Consider the following 15,080-nt stretch of genomic DNA (forward strand, 5'->3'; position numbering starts at 1 on the left):
ATTACCGAACAAAAAAATTGTAAGATAGACTATATTTTTTCAGTTGAATCAACTATGTTTTATAGTAAGTAGGCTTCACTATGTTTTTTAATACGCATCATTATTCTTAAGCTCTCATTTACTATATGCAAGAGGTATTATAGATTAAATACCTCTTTCTATAATCCATTCAATAAAGCGTTCATTAGGTATGTTAGTATTAGGGTTTTCTTTTAAAGAAAAAAGATATGTTTCTTTGATAAAAGAAAGTACTTGTTCAAAAGTTGGATTAAGCCTTTTTTCTTTAAGATAAGCTAGTACTTTATGTACTATATTAGTAAAAAGTTGATCATTCCAAAGATGTTGTTCAGTTTGTAGATTTTCCTTATTTTTTTCTACAGTATGACTATTAAATCTTGGTGTCTCATTTATTAAATCTGATACTGAGCAGTCTAAAATGTCTGCCAAATTAGATAAAGTATCTAAAGTAGGGTTAAGGGAGCGCCCAGATATTATATTATAAAAAGATCCTCTTTTTACACCCGCATTTCGTTCCATATCTCTAATATTAAGTTTTTTTTGCCCCATACGATTTTTTATATTCTGCTGCAAAGTAGCCTTCATACACATTATTATCCTTGTTAATTTTTTTCATAATTTTTAAAGCAAAAATACCGATTCTTTAATAAACTTTATTTAGAAATAAGTCTATAAGCAACTTAAATCTTGACTCCTCACGTATCAATATAAATGTATATAAAAACTATTGATGCACTCATAAATGTATGATATACACATATAAATGTACAATACACTTATAATATACAATACCTGCATATATATGATTAAATAATTATATTATATTATGCTAAAGAAGTAAAATCATGAGAAAAATTAATAAAAACAAATAGGCTATTGAAGTGGGAGAGACATAAACAAATAGGAGAAATAAAAAGATAATTACAATTATAAAACATATTCCTTAAAAAAATTATTAAATATTTTATCTCTATTAAATTGTCCTCAATATACAAAAGTAGTTAAGAAAATCATTTAATTAAGTCAGTAAGAAATACCTCTCTCATAGCTGACGGATAAGAAAGGAAAACAAGATGTTTACATTTAGAAATAAATATCATCAAGAATGTACAAAAGAAGCAAAAATCAATGAAAATGAGTTGCATAGTTGGATAGAACAGCAAGATTTAAAAGTAGGGGGCTTTATTAAATTATTAGACCATACATTAGTAAGATGTGAACAAATTAATCAAGATATACAAGCCAGTATATTAGAGTTGATAGAACATTATAATATTATAAAGCGTAATTTTTTTAGAGTTGCAGCATTATATAATAATAGAGTTTCTGAAAAGAAATACAAATATATTTCATTATTGCTAACCAAACTTAGTGTAGAATTGGAGGATTTACAACATAAACCTGGTATGTTTTTGAAGGAACAACTGTCTATCATAGAATGGAAAATTAATATTGATAGAGAAAATTTAGTTAGAGGGGAAAATTATTCATTAATTAAGCTATTAAAATCTCTAGGAAACGCAAATGAATTAAACTTAAAAGAAAAGATGATACAATCTATTGTGCAAAAGAAGTTTAGAAGGCAAGAAGAAAATAATAATCAGGAAGGATAAAGGGGTTTTAATCTAACAGTTTATAAATTAGGACTTAAACGACAGTAAAATACTTCCTCATTATGGGTAACTGTCATACCATGTTTGAACTAGTACACATGTTTTGTACTAGTACATATAATAGTGCAAATAAGATTATCGTTTATAATTTAGAGTTATTTACTTTTTCCTTTATCACTACTAGATTTTATAAATCTGATAGAGGAAGGATTGGAATCTGATTTTACTAAATCTTTATCTTTTAAATTATTTTTAATTTTATACATTTCCTCTGCCATTTTGTGAGGAAATAATGGTTTATCGCCAGCATTTTGTTCAAACATATCAATTTTCTTACGAAACTCGCGTCGCTTAAATATATCATCTTCCTGCAAAGACGTATTTTTTCCTGTTGCAAGATAGTTATCTTTTGCTTTTATCATTTGCTTGTTAACACTGTCGTTTGTTTCAACTTTTATTTTCATTTTATCTTTTAATTTTTCTGATTCTTTCTGAATATCTTGAACTGTAGTTCTATTTCTGGTTCTGTACATTTCCTCTGCCATTTTGTGAGGAAATAATGGTTTATCGCCAGCATTTTGTTCAAACATATCAATTTTCTTACGAAACTCGCGTCGTTTAAATATATCATCTTCTTTATAAGTTTTTTTCTCTCCTTTGGAAGTCACATTATCTATTTCTTTTGATGCTTTAAATAAATTACGTACACTAGGTGTACAATTTCAAGGGTTGATGGAAGAAAAAAAGAGTATATAAGTAAGAGCTAGGGATATAATTAATTTGGAGGAATTGTGGGACAAATATTACATGGCTGCGCCACGACTACGCACGCAATTAGAAAAGAATTACAGCGATCGCAAGCTACGATCAAAGAATTAAGTGAACAATATAATATTAACCCTAAAACTGTGATAAAATGGCGTCAAAGAAAAGAAGAAGGAGTAGAAGATCGCTCTAATGCTCCTAAAAAAGCAACTACTATTTTGAAGCCCGAAGATGAAGCTTTGATTATTGCTTTTCGTAAGTCTACGCAATTACCTTTGGATGATTGCTTTGATGCACTTATTAAAGAAATACCTTATTTAACTCGTTCAAATCTTTACCGATGCCTTAAACGGTACGGTTTATCTTGTTTACCCAAAGAAGATAATATCAAAGAGAAGAAGAAATTTAAGGCTTATGAAATAGGATTTATGCATCTTGATATCACAGAAGTAAGAATTGGTGAGGGAAAATTTTACATATTTGTGGCAATATGTAGAGTGAGTAAATTTGCTTATGTTGAGCTGCATAATAATAGCAATGGCGATACTACAGTTAATTTTCTTGATAACTTGGTAAGTAGCTGTCCCTTTAAGATACATACCATATTAACTGATAATGGTGTTCAATTTGCTTACAATGGTTTAGCCAGGTACAGAGCTCCTAAAGCAAGACATAGATTTGATCTAAAATGTAAAGATTACGGTATCAGGCATCGCACAACAAGGCCTTATAGTCCAAGTACCAATGGTCAAGTAGAAAGAATGAATAGGACTATAAAAGAAGCTACTACTAAGAAGTATCATTATACTAGTAGAGAAGAGTTAGATAGTCATCTACAAGCTTTTGTTATGGCTTATAATTATGCTAAAAGGCTTTCTTCTATTGCTAGAAAAACGCCTTTTGAAATGATCTTGACTTGTTACACACAAAATGCTAATAATTTTAGAATTAATCCTAACCATCAACTACTGAAACCGTACACCTAGCACGTATGATAGTTGGCGGCGAAAATATATTATATATTGCAAGGAGACTAGTACGGTGTGCTGTTGAAGATATAGGAATGTCCGATCCCAATGCCCTTACCCAAACTATAGCTGCAAAAGATGCTTACGATTTTCTAGGATCACCAGAAGGAGAGCTAGCAATTAGCCAAGCGGTTATTTATCTTGCAACTGCTCCTAAATCAAATGCAAGCTATCTAGCCTATAAAAAGGTTATAAAAGATGCAAAAGAAACCGGATCTTTTCCCCCTCCCAAACATATTTTAAATGCTCCAACTTCCATGATGAAAGAACATGATTATGGCAAGGGATATATTTATGACCATGATTTACCAGAAGGTTTTTCTGGACAAAATTATTTTCCTGATAATATGCAAAAGGCAGTTTATTACTCTCCTATAGAACGTGGTTTTGAACGAGAAATTAAAAAAAGAATTGAATACTGGCTGAGTTTATCTAACAAGAATACTACTGATTAAATAGCATTTTTATTATTAGCATATCTTTTATAGTCAAAGCATTTGAACTTCCATACATCGTCCCATCAAAGCTCTCCTACTCTTTGTAGGCTTTACTTTATCTGCCCTCGTTCTATTTGAGCCTACTCCTAATTCAATAATTTATATTGTATTTTAAATTGCTAATTTCTCTTAAATTTTAAGTATAAATAATATAATAATTAATTGTAATTAAATAATATAAAATATTGAAATATATAAGCTGATTTTCTCAAAGTGGTCTATACTATAGTAAATTAAGTTGATAAAGACATGATATATGATATATTAAAAAGCTCATAAACCCAAAACAGTAGAAGCAATGGCATATTCCTTAGATTTACGTAAAAAAGTAATTCACTATGTTAATAAAGGTTATACCAGAGAAGAAGCTGCAAGAATTTTTGGCATAGGTGAAAGAACAATTTATAGATGGTTATCGAGATCGAAATCCGGGAATTTAGCAGCCACACGAGCAGCTAAGCCATGGAAGAAGCTTGATCCAATCAAATTATTAAACGAGGTGTCTAAAAACAGCAATTGGCTATTATCTGATTTTGCAAAGGTTTTTAATGTGTCTACAGCTGCTATCTGTTTGGCATTCAAGACTTTGGGGATCACACGAAAAAAAAGACCACACTCTATCGTGAACGGGATGAAGCAAAACGGCAATTATTTTTGGCAGCTATCGCAAACTATAAAGCGGAAGATATAGTTTATATTGATGAGAGTGGAATTGATAGCTATTTGTACTATTCTTGGGGATACAGTCTCAGAGGAAGTAAAGTTTATGGTGATATCTCAGGTAAAAAACATGATTGAGAAAGCTTTATTGCAGGTAAGGTTGGGAAGAAAATTATTGCGCCAATGTGTTTCAAGGGCACATGTAATACAGAAGTTTTTAACGAGTGGGTTAGTCAGTGTTTGGTGCCCGAACTAAGATTTGGTCAAGTTGTAATACTTGATAATGCAACGTTCCATAAGTCAGCTAGAACTAGGAATTTAATAGAAGATATAGGCTGTAAACTTTTATTCTTACCACCTTACTCTCCTGATCTCAACCCAATTGAAAAATATTGGGCTCATTTAAAAGCTAAAATCAAACCTATCATTACTAATTTTAATAACCTTAGCGATGCTATTGATTATGGCTTCTCTATGCCATTCTCAACTTAATTGACTATAGTTAAGAATTGGTAAGAAATTTAATAATATAAAAATAAAATCAGACAATTTAGTAATTACATATTACAAACTGCCTGATTTTTTATTTTTTTCGATTAAGTGTTGCTTATATTGATCTATAGTGAATTAATTTGAATTAGGGGTAAGAGTGAGGAGTCGAAGCCTACTAATAGCTAGGAGAGCATTGATCAACACCCCACCTAATTCAAATTAAAAAACTAAGCATCTTTAGCAAGATCCAAACACACATCTCCAGAAATCCCTGCCACTTGTCCAATGCAGCTATATTGCCACCATTCCCATCCTACATTCTGCCAAGTTTCTGGGATAGTTGGTTCTGGGTTCTCTGTCCAATGTGATATCCACAATTTATTTTGACTAAAATCATATTTATGCCAATCAATTTTATCATTCCAATCATTATTATTAGTATTAAGGTACACTTTTTGATAGCCTGCTTGTTTTAAGAGATCTAAAAATTCGTTCAATTTATCTGCTCTTTCAGTAGACGAAACTTCCTCTGAATTAGGAAACACGGATACAGCAAGAACATGTATATTTTTATCAAAATTAACCTTTGCAAGTTCAGTGTTAATATTTTGTATTTGCTCCGCTGGAGTAGAAGTTAAAACACGGAAATTATGGTAAGCAGCTGGTACTATATTATTGGCAGTTACTTCATTCCAATATTCAACAAATTTTGGATCCTGATAAGTGGCACCTTCAGTAGCCCGCATAATCACTGTTTTTATTCCATGATCATGAATTTCAGTAGCATTAATTTTATTTTGCCATTTTGATATGTTAATAGCCTTATTTACTTTGGTCATAATATTTCTCCATAAATAATTAACATATAGTTATATAATTAGTTAAATTTTTTATATATACCATAATAATAGTATAAATTTTATATAATAGGAAGCGTTAAATTAACCTTTTATTAGAAATAAAAGCTTGATTATGTTTAATTTGAAAGGAAATAAGAGCAGACAAGCAAGATATTAAAAATTAGTAAATGTTTTAGACTATTTTATTTCCATCTAGTATAGGAGATAAACCTACTGCAGCTCGTTTTTCATTAATGGTCATAAAATTACAATTTTGTACTCTTGACCAAATATTTTCTCTTTTAGAGGCTAGAGCACTAATATCATCTTTATTATAAGATAATTTCAGACTTTCATCAAACATTGGTACTAGGTGTACGGTTTCAGTAGTTGATGGTTAGGATTAATTCTAAAATTATTAGCATTTTGTGTGTAACAAGTCAAGATCATTTCAAAAGGCGTTTTTCTAGCAATAGAAGAAAGCCTTTTAGCATAATTATAAGCCATAACAAAAGCTTGTAGATGACTATCTAACTCTTCTCTACTAGTATAATGATACTTCTTAGTAGTAGCTTCTTTTATAGTCCTATTCATTCTTTCTACTTGACCATTGGTACTTGGACTATAAGGCCTTGTTGTGCGATGCCTGATACCGTAATCTTTACATTTTAGATCAAATCTATGTCTTGCTTTAGGAGCTCTGTACCTGGCTAAACCATTGTAAGCAAATTGAACACCATTATCAGTTAATATGGTATGTATCTTAAAGGGACAGCTACTTACCAAGTTATCAAGAAAATTAACTGTAGTATCGCCATTGCTATTATTATGCAGCTCAACATAAGCAAATTTACTCACTCTACATATTGCCACAAATATGTAAAATTTTCCCTCACCAATTCTTACTTCTGTGATATCAAGATGCATAAATCCTATTTCATAAGCCTTAAATTTCTTCTTCTCTTTGATATTATCTTCTTTGGGTAAACAAGATAAACCGTACCGTTTAAGGCATCGGTAAAGATTTGAACGAGTTAAATAAGGTATTTCTTTAATAAGTGCATCAAAGCAATCATCCAAAGGTAATTGCGTAGACTTACGAAAAGCAATAATCAAAGCTTCATCTTCGGGCTTCAAAATAGTAGTTGCTTTTTTAGGAGCATTAGAGCGATCTTCTACTCCTTCTTCTTTTCTTTGACGCCATTTTATCACAGTTTTAGGGTTAATATTATATTGTTCACTTAATTCTTTGATCGTAGCTTGCGATCGCTGTAATTCTTTTCTAATTGCGTGCGTAGTCGTGGCGCAGCCATGTAATATTTGTCCCACAATTCCTCCAAATTAATTATATCCCTAGCTCTTACTTATATACTCTTTTTTTCTTCCATCAACCCTTGAAATTGTACACCTAGCTTCTGTGAAGTTTTCTAAAAAATATGGTTTTTAGCAAATTTTTGAGCGAAAAAATAGCTTTTATTCGAAGGAATATTAATATATTTCAAGCAATAAAAGCTTTTTTTTGTAGCCAAAAAGTGCTAAGAAAACAGTTGTTGAGAAACCTTCACAGAACCTAAGGAAGCTGAAAAAACTATATATCAAATATATTTATTCTTTAACTGTATAATTATCATGATTTTGTATCCAGGATCTGTAATTGACTGCTGGACAAAAATAATTTCCTTGCATGTAATCTACATTTAAATCCATTAAGAGCTTTGCTATCTCGCCGTTTTCAACAAATTCAGCTACAGATTTGAGTCCAAACCCACGTATCATGTTAAGCAAAGTTTTAACTAATAATAGATTATCAGAATGATCTAAAATATCTCGTATAAATGCTCCGTCAATTTTAATTATATCTACAGATAATGCTTTTAATTGGCGGAAGGAAGTATAGCCAGAGCCAAAATCATCTAGAGCAACTTGGCATCCTATCTCTTGCAAAGTGGCGATAAAATAGGCTGTTTTACTTAAGTCTTTTTGAGCAGCAGTTTCTGTGATTTCAACAATTACTCTATTTGCTAAACTTGAATCTTGAAGTAATTTTTTGGTCTTTTTTAACCAGTTTTCATTATGGATACCAAGGGCAGATAAATTAAATGCTAAATGGATATTGGGGCTAGTTTTTAATTCTTCTACTACCATTTCTAGCACTGCTTCATCTATAAAACTAATAAATCCCATTTCTTCAGCTTGTTCTATAAAAGGGCCTGCAGAAACAATGCGTCCTTCATTGTTAATTATTCTTAATAAACTTTCATAATGGGTTACATTACCAGTTTTACTTTCTATAATAGGTTGAAAAGCCAATCTCAGTTTTTGCTCTAATAAAGCTTTTTTTATGCATGATGTAAGAATTAGGGATCTTTTGAAATGCTCTTTATTATTTATAAATTCTTTATATGAAGTATAATATTTTGAGTAAGTAAAATTATTATTCGTATTTAATACAGTATATGCTTTATTTAAAGCCTCTATGGCACTACTCGCATCGTGCGGGATAGATATGCCGCTAATATTTGGAGTAAAATGTAAAGGTTTTAAGTCATTATTATAAGAAAAAAGTTGTATATAGTTATATAAAGCATAAACATACTGACCTATCTCGTCTAAGTTAGTATGTATAATTATGTAAATGTAGGAATCGTTTACATTGATAATAATATTACTTGGAGATTTAACGCTATTATCATCTTGTTCTTGGTGTAATTGATTTAATTTTAAAAAAAGATCTTGTTTTAGCATGTGTAGAGCGTTATAAACAAATTCTTTATTATAGAGTGTAATTAGAATAGGCATGTTTTTAATTTCTATGACTAATAATGAAGAAAAGTTGTGATTATTTATATCAAATTCAATTACGTTTTGTAATTGTTGTATAAAACTTTTGTGGCATTCCAGCATAGAACTTGCCTTGCTATTTGAATTATAAAAATTACTCTGTATGTAAGATATAGTATTATTCTAAATAAACTACAACTTTTGATTTGTATTTTATGATTATTAAGTTAATTTTATATTAAATTTTAATAGTAAAAGTATATTATTAATATATTTTTGTTATTATCAAAGTATATTGACTATAGATATAATATGAGGGGTTTTATGTGGTACAATAATAAAAAATTGATATTATTTTTTATCGTAATGCTTAGTGCTTGTGCTCCAATATACGGTACTAAATATAATTATATACCTCCTGAATATCCTGAAGGTAGAACTTGTGTGAGTATGTGTTTAATGCAGAAAGGGCAGTGTTTTAATAATTGTAATAATACAGAACAGATGTGTATAAGTAGTGCTCAAATTGTAGAAATGGCAAAGATCGCTACGGAGAATAATAAAAATTCTGAGAAATATGGACGTTATGATTATTATCATAATTATAATAGAAATTATGATTATAGATGTGATAGTAATAAAACTAATTGTGAGAATTTTTGCTATAATGATTATAATTTATGTTACCAAAATTGTGGTGGAATGGTTATTGAAGATAGGTATTGTACAGCTTTTTGTAAATAGGGATTTGTAATTTAAAATTATTAGAGAAAATATATTATGTCAATTGTTACGCGTTTTGCTCCAAGCCCCACAGGTTTATTACATGTTGGTAATATACGTACTGCATTAGTAAATTTTTTATATGCTCGGAAGTTTCATGGCAAGTTTATGCTACGTATAGATGATACTGATTTAGAGCGTTCAAAAAAGGAATATGAAGAACAATTAAAGATAGACCTGAAATGGCTTGGGCTAGAGTGGGATTTTACTATAAACCAATCTTCCAGACTCAAACGCTATGAACAAGTGAAGGATCTCTTATTGCAGCAAGGTAAATTATATCCTTGTTATGAAACTAGTTTTGAGCTTGATATGAAAAGGAAAATACAATTAAACGCAGGGTTACCTCCAATTTATGATCGTGCTGCTCTTAAATTAACTGAGAAGCAAAAGGAACAGTTACATCAGGAGGGAAAAAAACCGCATTATCGCTTTTTGCTTGATGAAAGCAAGGAGACGAGTTGGAATGATTTAGTAAAAGATAAAATTGTTTTTGAAGGAAGGTATGCAAGCGATCCTGTATTGATACGAGAAGATGGAAGTATGACGTATATTTTGTCTTCGGTAGTTGATGATATAGATTTTGCAATTAGCCATATTATACGTGGTGAAGATCATGTGACGAATACGGCTGTACAAATACAAATTTTTGAAAGTTTAAATGTTACTCCGCCTAATTTCGCTCATTTAGCTTTAATTAAAGCTAAAGAAGGAGAAATTTCTAAGAGACTAGGTGGATTTGATATTAAAGGATTACGTGAAGCTGGTATTGAAGCTATGACTATTAATAGTTTCCTTGCAAAATTAGGTACTTCAAAATCTATAGTGGGTCGATCTTTATTACAAGAATTAGTTGATGAATTTGATTTAAGTAATTTCACTTTATCTCCAACTAGTTATCAGCAAGAAGATTTGCTTAAATTAAACCACAAATTATTAAGTATATTATCTTTTGAACAAATAAGATCACGAGTAGATGAATTAGGTCTTCATGATATTGGTGAAGATTTTTGGTTATTAATACGTGATAATTTAGAAAATTTGAATGATATAAAAGAATGGTGGAATATTTGCAAGCAGCCATTGACACCAATTATAGAAGATAAACTGCTAACTGATGTGGCAATTAAGTTATTGCCAAATGAAGATTTAAGTATAGATAGTTGGTCAAAATGGATGAATATTCTACAAAATGAAACAAACAAAAAAGGAAAAAATTTATTTTTACCAATTAGGCTTGCTTTAACGGCAAAATCACAGGGTCCAGAATTAAAGTATTTACTACCTATACTTGGCAAAGACAAAATTATTGCACGTCTTAGTGGTAAAACTGCTTAATTAGTTACAAAAATATTGAAATAGTACTGCATTTAAACTATTTTTATATTGAGAGATAAGGTTTTATATTTTATAAAAAATTTGAGCAAGATATTAGTATCTATAGAGTTATAGTAAAAAGTTAGTCGTGAAAATAATATAAGGAACGATGCTATATTTATTCCAACTTAGTTTACTATAAATGTATATTTCTAAATAAAAGGATTATATTATGAAAAATGATGAAGGTAAGGCTTTAAGTGGCAGCTTACTAAAAGGTAAAAAGGGCTTAATTATGGGTGTTGCAAATGATAAGTCTATAGCTTGGGGAATTGCATCCTCAGTAAGAGCTCAAGGAGCAGAGCTGGCATTTACATATCAGGGAGACTCTTTAAAAAAGAGGGTAGAACCTTTAGCAAATCAACTTGGATCAGATATGATTTTTCCTTGTGATGTTTCTGATATATCTAGTGTAGAAAAATTATTTAGTGAGTTACAGCAGAAATGGGGACAGCTAGATTTTCTTGTGCATGCTATAGCATTTTCTGATAAGAATGAATTACGTGGACGTTATGTAGATACTACTTTAGAGAATTTTCTTATGACCATGCATATTTCTTGTTACTCTTTTACATCTGTAGCCAAATATGCAGAACCTTTGATGAAAGAAGGTGGTAGTATGTTAACACTTACGTATTATGGAGCGGAAAAAGTTATGCCACATTATAATGTTATGGGAGTAGCAAAAGCTGCATTAGAGACAAGTGTACAATATTTAGCGGTAGATTTAGGTAAAAAAAATATTAGAGTAAATGCAATTTCTGCTGGTCCTATTAAAACTTTAGCTGCTTCTGGAATTGGAGATTTTAGATATATATTGAAGTGGAATGAGTATAACTCTCCGCTTAGGCGTAATACTACTATTTGGGATGTAGGTGGAGCAGGTGTATATTTGTTAAGTGATCTTGGTAGTGGTACTACTGGTGAAACTTTATATGTAGATTCTGGTTATCATGTGATTGGAATGAAACAGGTAGATGCTCCTGATATTAGTACTGTACTTGAAAGTAATTCTTAGATATACTTAGTCTAATTTATAATTTTTATGTAGGATAGGGTTGCCTGAAAGTATTACTGCTGATTATTTATTTAAAATAATTCTAGTATTTTGTAGAGTTGGCGCAAATTTAATGGTTTTGCCTGGTATAGGTGAATTATATGTAATGTCACGTTCTAGGTTACTTTTCGCAATAATATTAAGTATAATTATATACCCTATAGTAAGCGTATATCTTCCTAAAATGCCCGAAGATATTATAAGTCTATTTTTAATATTATTTATTGAAATTCTAATGGGGGTATTTTTAGGCCTTATTGTTCGTATATTATTTAGTGCATTACATGTAGCAGGAATGCTTATTACTACTCAATCTGGACTAGGTATGGCAATCATGTTTGATTATAATCAAAGAGACCAAGGTGCGGTATTTGGTACTTTCTTAAGCAGCTTGGCTATTGTTATGGTATTTCTAACCAATATGCATCATGTGTTTATAGAAGCTATTATAGATAGTTATCAACTATTACCTTATCAAATATTGATAGTAGATGATATGCTGAATGCTATTATTAAAGCAGTAGCTGAGAGTTTTGAAATAGGCGTTAAGATAGCTTCTCCTTATGTTATAGTTAGCTTATTAATTTTAATAATTAGTAGTGTACTATCAAGATTGATGCCAGCAGTACAGGTTTTTTTCTTGATGACCCCTGTGCAGATGTTATTGAGCTTTTTTATATTCATTTTGACTCTTTCCACTTCTATATTATGGTATTTTGATTATTTATATGCTGTGATGGTAGAATTTACTTTATAATCACTTTTTCACCTGTGCTTTAGGTAATTGCATGGTTCAAAATAGGTGAGAAGTATAATGACTAAGAGGGTTGTTTTGAACTATGCAATAACGCTTCATAGCGGAATTAGTTAAATTTATTAAACCATTATCCAATTAAAGATTTCAATTTACTATATTTGACAGTGTATGCAATAAAAGGTTGATCTACCACCTTGTTTAATACGTTCTATTACGCCAGAACATACCATGCAATTTTTACCATATCTATTATAAACAGTAAATTTATTTTGAAAATTACCTGTTTTCCCACTTGCATCAGTATAGTCTCTAAAAGTTGATCCACCTAGATTGATAGCCTCTATTAATATATTTTTAATCGTTGTTATTAAGAGGGAAAGTTCTTCTAAGGTAAGTGTATTGCTTGCTCTTCTTGGATTTATTTTTGCTCTAAATAAAGCTTCATTACTATAAATATTTCCTACTCCCACTACTACACTATTATCCATCAAAGCCATCTTAATAGGAATTTGCTTATTTTTTAGCTTTTTTGTTAGATATTCTATATTAAATTGATCACTCAAAGGCTCTATAATAGGCTTATTAAAAATAGGCAAAAGGTGTAATTTATCAGATTCTGTTATGGTAATTAATCCAAATCTACGCACATCATTAAATATTATATTTTTATTGTTAGACAATTGAAAAATAGCATGGTCATGCTTATCGGGAATATAAGGATTAAACGATATCAGAAGTTTGCCGGTCATCCCAAGATGAAAAATAAGAGTATAGCCATTATTTAACTGACATAATATATATTTTGCTTTCCTTAAAATATCTAGAATTTGGGCTCCTGCTATAATTTCAGATAAATTACTTGGAATTGGCTCGCGTAGCTTCACATTATTAATAATCACGTGATCTATAGTATGGCCTAATATTTCCTTTTTAAGTCCGCGTGAGACAGTTTCAACTTCTGGTAATTCTGGCATTATTGACTCAATTTTGATAGTGATAGCGGGGATATTATAATATCTTTTTGTTATGAGCAAGAGCTTAACTTTCTTTCTCTTAAATAAAATTGTTAATTTGTATTATAAGTTAATATTTAAGCTGATTATAATCATTTACTATTTTTTTAAAATTATAATTTATTATTAATAGATAGAATTATTTTAAAAATAGGAAATTACATTATGGTAGTAAAAAATGAATTATCTCAGAAATTTAATGAGAATTTAGGCAGAATAGCAGATGAGACAAGTAAAATATTATATGATTTGTCTCAAGAAAAGCTTTCTTCTAAGAAAAAACACGAAATATTGGTTAATGTTAAGAAAAACACCAAAATTAAAGTTGCTACCGAATTAACCAATCTCTTTAAGGAAGAAAACATTCCCTTAAAATTAGAATATGATAAAAATAATTTACAATTTGAGTTGTTATCTATAATAAAGTTAGAGCAGATACAAAATTTTCTACGAACAGCCCAAGAAAATGATAAAATTTTATCTAAACAAAAATTTAATAAGTTAAGTAATTCTTTATTAAAAGCTAATATAGAACAACTTCAAAATCTAGATACTCTATTAAAAAATCAGCTTAAAATATTGGATAAGCAGATTGATTATTCTATAGATACATATTCTCAGGATAAGTTTTGTAAACATTTTGTAGGAGTCACCTTTAGCACAGCTTTAATTATCTTTTCTTGCGTAGCTTCAATAGCTCTAGCGTTAGGTATTACTATAGTGGTTGGTGGTGTAGCTACGGGGCTTGCCACTTACGGAGTAGCTGCAGGTATAACTAAGGTTGCAACAGTACTAGGTGGAGCTTTTATTAAACCTTTGGCAATTGGCACATCAATACCATCTGCAATTGCCATTATAGGAAGTGCTATTTCTGATAAAATAAATCGTACTAAAAATGTATCTATTGAAAATAAGTTAAATGAGGAATCTAGCCAGTTTTTAAGTAATATGCAAGCCCTATCTCAAAAGTTATTAAGTATTAGTAATGATTTAATAAAAGAGAATCATAATTTATCTGAAATTCTAAAAAAGAGTTTAGAAAATGATAAGGAATTTACGAATAAATCAGAAAAGCAAACTAAGGGATCTAGCACTACCCCACATCATATTTATGAAGAGGTAATGCAACAGTTAAAATCTAGTAATAAAGCAAAAAATAATAGTGATATATATATTAGTACATCACCCAAGAGCTTTAAAGAAAAAGTATATAATGATAAAAAAGATCATCATAAAGGGAGTCATAATAATGGAAATAATAGAGGTTCTCATAGAAGTTAATATAATCTAATAAACATTACTTAAAGTATATTATTAATAAATATTAACATTTTATCTAAATAAAGAAATCAAAATTAATTTTTAAAAAAAATTAAAAAAGGTACTTCCGTAACTATAAA

16 protein-coding genes and 1 pseudogene are annotated in these 15,080 nt (G+C 29.9%); 10 read left to right on the forward strand and 7 right to left on the reverse strand.

The window, feature by feature from the left end; genetic code table 11:
- Positions 1–144: 144 nt before the first annotated feature.
- Positions 145–609, reverse strand: a complete 465-nt coding sequence (locus tag NOVO_07505; protein ID AIL65839.1) for a Helix-turn-helix domain protein — start codon at positions 607–609, stop codon at positions 145–147.
- A 482-nt stretch (positions 610–1,091) separates the two neighbouring features.
- Between NOVO_07505 and NOVO_07510 the strand changes: the two genes are divergently transcribed.
- Positions 1,092–1,631 carry a hypothetical protein gene (locus NOVO_07510; GenBank protein AIL65840.1) on the forward strand — a complete coding sequence of 180 codons (540 nt, stop codon included), beginning with the start codon at positions 1,092–1,094 and terminating at the stop codon, positions 1,629–1,631.
- A 155-nt stretch (positions 1,632–1,786) separates the two neighbouring features.
- On the opposite strand, the gene NOVO_07515 is transcribed toward NOVO_07510, so the two are convergent.
- On the reverse strand, positions 1,787–2,299 hold the full coding sequence (locus tag NOVO_07515) for a hypothetical protein (GenBank protein AIL65841.1): 513 nt from the start codon (positions 2,297–2,299) through the stop codon (positions 1,787–1,789).
- Between the two features lie 123 nt (positions 2,300–2,422).
- Here NOVO_07515 and NOVO_07520 point away from each other — a divergent pair, with 123 nt between their 5' ends.
- The 4 genes and pseudogenes from NOVO_07520 (at position 2,423) to NOVO_07535 (ending at position 5,073) form a co-directional block, all read left to right on the forward strand.
- Entirely contained in the window at positions 2,423–3,382 is a 960-nt protein-coding gene (locus tag NOVO_07520) for an Integrase core domain protein (protein ID AIL65842.1), read from the forward strand.
- Between the two features lie 5 nt (positions 3,383–3,387).
- Positions 3,388–3,879 (forward strand): annotated as a pseudogene (gene rarA_1 / locus NOVO_07525) (recombination factor protein RarA, C terminal domain only).
- Positions 3,880–4,219: 340 nt separating this feature from the next.
- Positions 4,220–4,612, forward strand: coding sequence for a Transposase (locus tag NOVO_07530; GenBank protein ID AIL65844.1), 393 nt, complete (start codon positions 4,220–4,222; stop codon positions 4,610–4,612).
- Positions 4,613–4,764: 152 nt separating this feature from the next.
- A complete protein-coding gene (locus tag NOVO_07535; GenBank protein ID AIL65845.1) occupies positions 4,765–5,073 on the forward strand; it encodes a hypothetical protein in 309 nt (102 codons plus the stop codon).
- 227 nt (positions 5,074–5,300) lie between these two features.
- On the opposite strand, the gene acm_1 is transcribed toward NOVO_07535, so the two are convergent.
- The 4 genes from acm_1 to yfgF form a co-directional block, all read right to left on the reverse strand.
- Complete coding sequence (gene acm_1 / locus NOVO_07540) at positions 5,301–5,912, reverse strand: Lysozyme M1 precursor (protein ID AIL65846.1); 612 nt, start codon at positions 5,910–5,912, stop codon at positions 5,301–5,303.
- A 193-nt stretch (positions 5,913–6,105) separates the two neighbouring features.
- A complete protein-coding gene (locus NOVO_07545; protein ID AIL65847.1) occupies positions 6,106–6,276 on the reverse strand; it encodes a hypothetical protein in 171 nt (56 codons plus the stop codon).
- Positions 6,277–6,281: 5 nt separating this feature from the next.
- Positions 6,282–7,241, reverse strand: coding sequence for an Integrase core domain protein (locus tag NOVO_07550; protein AIL65848.1), 960 nt, complete (start codon positions 7,239–7,241; stop codon positions 6,282–6,284).
- 276 nt (positions 7,242–7,517) lie between these two features.
- Positions 7,518–8,816 carry a Cyclic di-GMP phosphodiesterase YfgF gene (yfgF, locus tag NOVO_07555; protein AIL65849.1) on the reverse strand — a complete coding sequence of 433 codons (1,299 nt, stop codon included), beginning with the start codon at positions 8,814–8,816 and terminating at the stop codon, positions 7,518–7,520.
- 201 nt (positions 8,817–9,017) lie between these two features.
- Between yfgF and NOVO_07560 the strand changes: the two genes are divergently transcribed.
- The 4 genes from NOVO_07560 to NOVO_07575 all read left to right on the forward strand — a co-directional run bounded on the left by NOVO_07560 (position 9,018) and on the right by NOVO_07575 (position 12,667).
- Positions 9,018–9,437, forward strand: a complete 420-nt coding sequence (locus tag NOVO_07560) for a hypothetical protein (protein ID AIL65850.1) — start codon at positions 9,018–9,020, stop codon at positions 9,435–9,437.
- Positions 9,438–9,473: 36 nt separating this feature from the next.
- Positions 9,474–10,814, forward strand: a complete 1,341-nt coding sequence (gene gltX1, locus NOVO_07565; GenBank protein AIL65851.1) for a Glutamate--tRNA ligase 1 — start codon at positions 9,474–9,476, stop codon at positions 10,812–10,814.
- A gap of 211 nt (positions 10,815–11,025) precedes the next feature.
- Positions 11,026–11,871 (forward strand): Enoyl-[acyl-carrier-protein] reductase [NADH] FabI, encoded by an 846-nt coding sequence (gene fabI, locus NOVO_07570; GenBank protein AIL65852.1) that lies wholly within the window; start codon positions 11,026–11,028, stop codon positions 11,869–11,871.
- 40 nt (positions 11,872–11,911) lie between these two features.
- Positions 11,912–12,667 carry a flagellar biosynthesis protein FliR gene (locus tag NOVO_07575; protein ID AIL65853.1) on the forward strand — a complete coding sequence of 252 codons (756 nt, stop codon included), beginning with the start codon at positions 11,912–11,914 and terminating at the stop codon, positions 12,665–12,667.
- 152 nt (positions 12,668–12,819) lie between these two features.
- Here the strand turns inward: NOVO_07575 and mutM are convergent, their stop codons facing one another.
- Entirely contained in the window at positions 12,820–13,641 is an 822-nt protein-coding gene (mutM, locus tag NOVO_07580) for a Formamidopyrimidine-DNA glycosylase (GenBank protein ID AIL65854.1), read from the reverse strand.
- A 204-nt stretch (positions 13,642–13,845) separates the two neighbouring features.
- On the opposite strand from mutM, the gene NOVO_07585 reads away from it, so the two are divergent.
- Positions 13,846–14,961, forward strand: coding sequence for a hypothetical protein (locus NOVO_07585; GenBank protein ID AIL65855.1), 1,116 nt, complete (start codon positions 13,846–13,848; stop codon positions 14,959–14,961).
- The last annotated feature ends 119 nt before the right edge of the window (positions 14,962–15,080 follow it).

Source organism: Rickettsiales bacterium Ac37b (assembly GCA_000746585.2).
GTDB lineage: Bacteria > Pseudomonadota > Alphaproteobacteria > Rickettsiales > Arcanibacteraceae > Ac37b.

Coding starts and splice junctions, on each gene's coding strand:
- NOVO_07505 (AIL65839.1), bottom strand. CDS start 609: ATGTGTATGAAGGCTACTTTGCAGCAGAATATAAAAAATCGTATGGGG.
- NOVO_07510 (AIL65840.1), top strand. CDS start 1,092: ATGTTTACATTTAGAAATAAATATCATCAAGAATGTACAAAAGAAGCA.
- NOVO_07530 (AIL65844.1), top strand. CDS start 4,220: ATGGCATATTCCTTAGATTTACGTAAAAAAGTAATTCACTATGTTAAT.
- NOVO_07535 (AIL65845.1), top strand. CDS start 4,765: ATGTGTTTCAAGGGCACATGTAATACAGAAGTTTTTAACGAGTGGGTT.
- acm_1 (AIL65846.1), bottom strand. CDS start 5,912: ATGACCAAAGTAAATAAGGCTATTAACATATCAAAATGGCAAAATAAA.
- NOVO_07545 (AIL65847.1), bottom strand. CDS start 6,276: ATGTTTGATGAAAGTCTGAAATTATCTTATAATAAAGATGATATTAGT.
- yfgF (AIL65849.1), bottom strand. CDS start 8,816: ATGCTGGAATGCCACAAAAGTTTTATACAACAATTACAAAACGTAATT.
- NOVO_07560 (AIL65850.1), top strand. CDS start 9,018: ATGTGGTACAATAATAAAAAATTGATATTATTTTTTATCGTAATGCTT.
- gltX1 (AIL65851.1), top strand. CDS start 9,474: ATGTCAATTGTTACGCGTTTTGCTCCAAGCCCCACAGGTTTATTACAT.
- fabI (AIL65852.1), top strand. CDS start 11,026: ATGAAAAATGATGAAGGTAAGGCTTTAAGTGGCAGCTTACTAAAAGGT.
- mutM (AIL65854.1), bottom strand. CDS start 13,641: ATGCCAGAATTACCAGAAGTTGAAACTGTCTCACGCGGACTTAAAAAG.
- NOVO_07585 (AIL65855.1), top strand. CDS start 13,846: ATGGTAGTAAAAAATGAATTATCTCAGAAATTTAATGAGAATTTAGGC.